Raw genomic sequence first — 3,694 nt, 5'->3', positions numbered from 1 at the left:
CCTGTGGAGGGTTCGAAACGCGCAAGTTATTTCATTTCGACTCCTCAGCTCTTTGAACAGAAATTTAGACGGCGATTTCGATTGCACTTCGCCAGCTGCACGGTGGCGAATATGATCATGGGCAACAAGAGATGGGCTAATCTGGTTATCCGGGCAGCGTCTCGAGACGGCAACGTTATGGACGCAGCATCTCTTATGCTCTTCGATGAACGCCGCATGTACCTATCCACAGGAGCCCGAATCCTCGTCTACGGCACACGAAGATGATGTCCGTTACCGGCTCCACGATGCCGCCTCCGGAACCGGCACCGGCACCGGCAGCAGGAACCGGAAAACCGTGCCGGTGCCGACGGCACTGGACACCTCGACCCGGCCGCCGTGGGCGGCGGCGGTCGCCGCGACGATGGACAGCCCCAGCCCGTTGCCGCCAGGCCCCCGTGCCCGGCTGTCCGCGGCCCGGTAGAAGCGGTCGAACACGTGCTCGGCAACCTCCGGTGGCATGCCCGGCCCGTGGTCGATGACGTGAAGCTCCGCGCCCCCGGGGGTCCCGGGGGCGGCGGGGCCGGTCGGCGCGGCGCCCGCCGGCAGCGCGTGCAGCCGCACCTCGATCGGCGTCTCGGGCGGGGTGTGGACGCGGGCGTTGGTCAGGAGGTTGCCGGCGAGCTGGCGCAGCGCGTTCTCGTCGCCGAGGACGACGCAGCTCGCCGGGAGCTCGGCGCTCACCGGGCGCTCGGGGGCCGCGACCCGCAGGTCGGCGACGGCGTCGCGGACGAGCCTGGCAAAGTCGATCTCGGCCCGCCGCATCGGTCGCTGCTCGTCGAGGTGGGCCAGGTACAGCAGGTCGTCGACGAGGGTGCTCATCCGGGCGGTCTCCTCCTGGACCCGGCGTAGCGCGTCATCCGCGTCGACCGCCGTCACCATTCCGCCGCGCAGCAGATCGGCGTAGCCGCGGATCGAGGTCAACGGCGTCCGCAGCTCGTGGGAGGCGTCGGCGGCGAAGCGGCGGAGCTGCTCCTGGGAGGCGACCCGGGCGGCGAACGCGGCCTGGATCTGGCCGAGCATCGTGTTGAGGGCCATGGCGAGCTGACCGGTCTCCGAACGGGCCGACCCCGCCGGCACCCGCCGGTCGAGATCCCCCCCCGGCGATCGCCGACGCGGTGGAGATCATCTGACGCAGTGGGCGCAGGCCACGGGTCAGCCACACCCAGGCGAGCACGGCGATCGCGGCGAGCACCGCGAGACCCACCGCCACTTCGATCATCACCAGTCGGTGGACCGTCTCCGCGACCGGCTTCAGCGGCAGCGCGACGAGAACCCGTGGCCCGCGCGGACTGTCCCGGACGACCGCTCGGTACCGCTCCCGGTCGGCGATGACGGTGAACGGTGCGGCACCCCGGTCCCCGGCGGCGTCCAGCAGGGGCGTAGCCGGCGGCGTGGGAGTCACCGAACCCGCGATGCGCAGCACCGTCCCGTCCGTCCGCCGGATCTCCACCAGGTAGTCGGTCGGCGCCACGGCCCGCTCCACCCCGGCCCGGCCCAGCGCCTCCCACCGGGACAGATAGGCAGCAGCCGGCAGGCCGCCCAGCACCCGCGCGCGGGTGAGCTGCTGGTCGATCCGGTCGTCCAGGTAGGCACGCAGCGCGAACACGCTCGCCCCACCCACGATGACCAGTCCCAGTGCGGTCAGCGCGATCAGGCCGGACATCAGCTTCAGGCGGAGCGTCACCGGTTGGACCCCGCCACCGGAAGGCGCAGCACGTAGCCAAAACCACGCTGGGTGTGGATGAGAGACGGGCCGTGCCGGCCGAGCTTGCGCCGCAGGTAGCTGACGTACTGGTCCACGATGGTCGGCTCGCCCGCGTAGTCGTAGCTCCACACCGCGTCGAGGATCTGGGTCCTGGACAGCACCCGGTTGGGGTTGGTCAGGAAGTACCGCAGCAGGGAGAACTCCGTCGGCGACAGGTCGATCGGCTCCCCGGCGCGGCGGACGAGATGGGCGTCCGGGTCGAGTTCCACGTCGGCGAACCGCAGCGGGGACGGCGGCACGGGTGCCGGCTCGGCCGGCGGAGGTGACGTCCGGCGCAGCACGGCCCGGACCCGGGCGACGAGCTCGTCGACGGCGAACGGCTTGGTGACGTAGTCGTCGCCGCCGTAGGTGAGGCCGGCGATCTTGTCCCGGTGGGCGTTGCGCGCGCTCAGGTAGACGACGGGTACCGGGTGCCCGTCCGCGCGCAACATCCGGCAGATCTCGAAGCCGTCGATGTCGGGCAGCATCACATCAAGGATCATCAGATCCGGCCGGGCCTCGACGGCCAACTCGAGCGCCGCCCGACCGGTGGTCGCGGTCAGAACGTCGAAACCATGGAAACGTAACGCCATCCGCAGCAGATCGACGATGTTCGGCTCATCGTCGACAACCAGCACACGCGGGGCAGTGGACATGTCCGGCTCCCTGGACGCGACCTCGATGCAGCGGGTGGACGGCGATGCGGGCGGCGATGTCGACATCGTCCGCGTCGAGTTCATCCGAGCATCATGAGAGTTCGGTGTGAGCCGGATGCCGACCGGGCGCGCCGGGACTGTCCGGCCGGGCGTCCTCGCCGGGCCTGGCAAGGATGCCCGCTCCCGCAGCGGGACTGCCTCGGCGGAACAGTTCCACGCTCGGTAATCCACACCCGCGGGACATGGTTAACACATGATCCCTCTGGAACAGTTCCCCAATGAAATCACTCACGGACATCGACCTGATACGCGATCTGGAGCCCGTCGCCGAGGCCAACCTGAACCGGCATCTCGGCGTCGCCGCCGAATGGATGCCGCACGAGTACGTACCCTGGGGCGAGGGCCGCGACTTCGACAGTCTCCCCTGGGAGCCCGGGCAGTCGAAGCTTTCCAAGATCGCGCAGATCGCGTTCGAGGTCAACCTGCTGACCGAGGACAACCTGCCGAGCTACCACCGGGAGATCGCGGACGCGTTCGGCCGGGACGGCGCCTGGGGAAGCTGGGTGCACCGGTGGACCGCCGAAGAGGGGCGCCACTCCATAGCGATGCGCGACTACCTCCTGGTCACCCGGGCGGTGGACCCGATCGCCCTCGAACGCAACCGCATGTACCAGATGGGCAAGGGCTACGACAGCCGGGACAAGTCCCCGCTGGAGGCAACGGCGTACGTCTCCTTCCAGGAACTGGCGACCCGGGTGAGCCACCGCAACACTGGCCGTTTCTGCGGGGAACCGATCGCCGAGAAGCTGCTCACGCGGGTGGCGACGGACGAGAACCTGCACATGATCTTCTATCGGAACGTGATCGCGGGGGCGCTGGAGCTCGACCCCTCGCGTACCGTGGTGGCCATCCGCGACGAGCTCGTCAACTTCCAGATGCCCGGCACCGGCATCCGTGACTTCGGCCGCAAGGCGATCCAGATCGCCCGGGCCGGCATCTACAACCTGCGCATCCACCACGACGACGTGGTGCTGCCGATCCTGCGTCACTGGCGGTTCTTCGACCTGGAGGGCCTGAATGGCGAGGCTGAGAAGGCCCGCGAGGAGGTCTCCGCCTTCGTCACCGGGCTCGACGCCCTCGCGACGCAGCAGGAAGCGAAGCTGGCGCGGACCACGGAACGTGCCACCCGGCGAGCCGAGGCGTTGGCCTCGGCCTAACGCATAACCTGTATAGGAGTCGAAATGAAATAACT

Annotated in this window: 3 protein-coding genes; 1 reads left to right on the top strand and 2 read right to left on the bottom strand. The window is 69.0% G+C overall.

The annotated features are described in order from the left end of the window. Positions 1-273 precede the first annotated feature (273 nt). Together ACY5KJ_RS17805 and ACY5KJ_RS17800 are read right to left on the bottom strand one after the other, a co-directional pair. Positions 274-1,119, bottom strand: coding sequence for a sensor histidine kinase (locus ACY5KJ_RS17805; protein WP_462203897.1), 846 nt, complete (start codon positions 1,117-1,119; stop codon positions 274-276). Positions 1,120-1,722: 603 nt separating this feature from the next. Beyond that, positions 1,723-2,442: a response regulator transcription factor gene (locus tag ACY5KJ_RS17800; protein ID WP_462189229.1), complete on the bottom strand. Its 720-nt coding sequence runs from the start codon at positions 2,440-2,442 to the stop codon at positions 1,723-1,725. Positions 2,443-2,720: 278 nt separating this feature from the next. Between ACY5KJ_RS17800 and ACY5KJ_RS17795 the strand changes: the two genes are divergently transcribed. Further along, positions 2,721-3,659 (top strand): acyl-ACP desaturase, encoded by a 939-nt coding sequence (locus ACY5KJ_RS17795; RefSeq protein WP_462189227.1) that lies wholly within the window; start codon positions 2,721-2,723, stop codon positions 3,657-3,659. The last annotated feature ends 35 nt before the right edge of the window (positions 3,660-3,694 follow it).

This window comes from Frankia sp. CcWB3 (assembly GCF_977927595.1).
The sequence above is the reverse complement of the archived record's forward strand: the minus strand, read 5'-3'. Positions and strand labels throughout refer to the sequence as shown.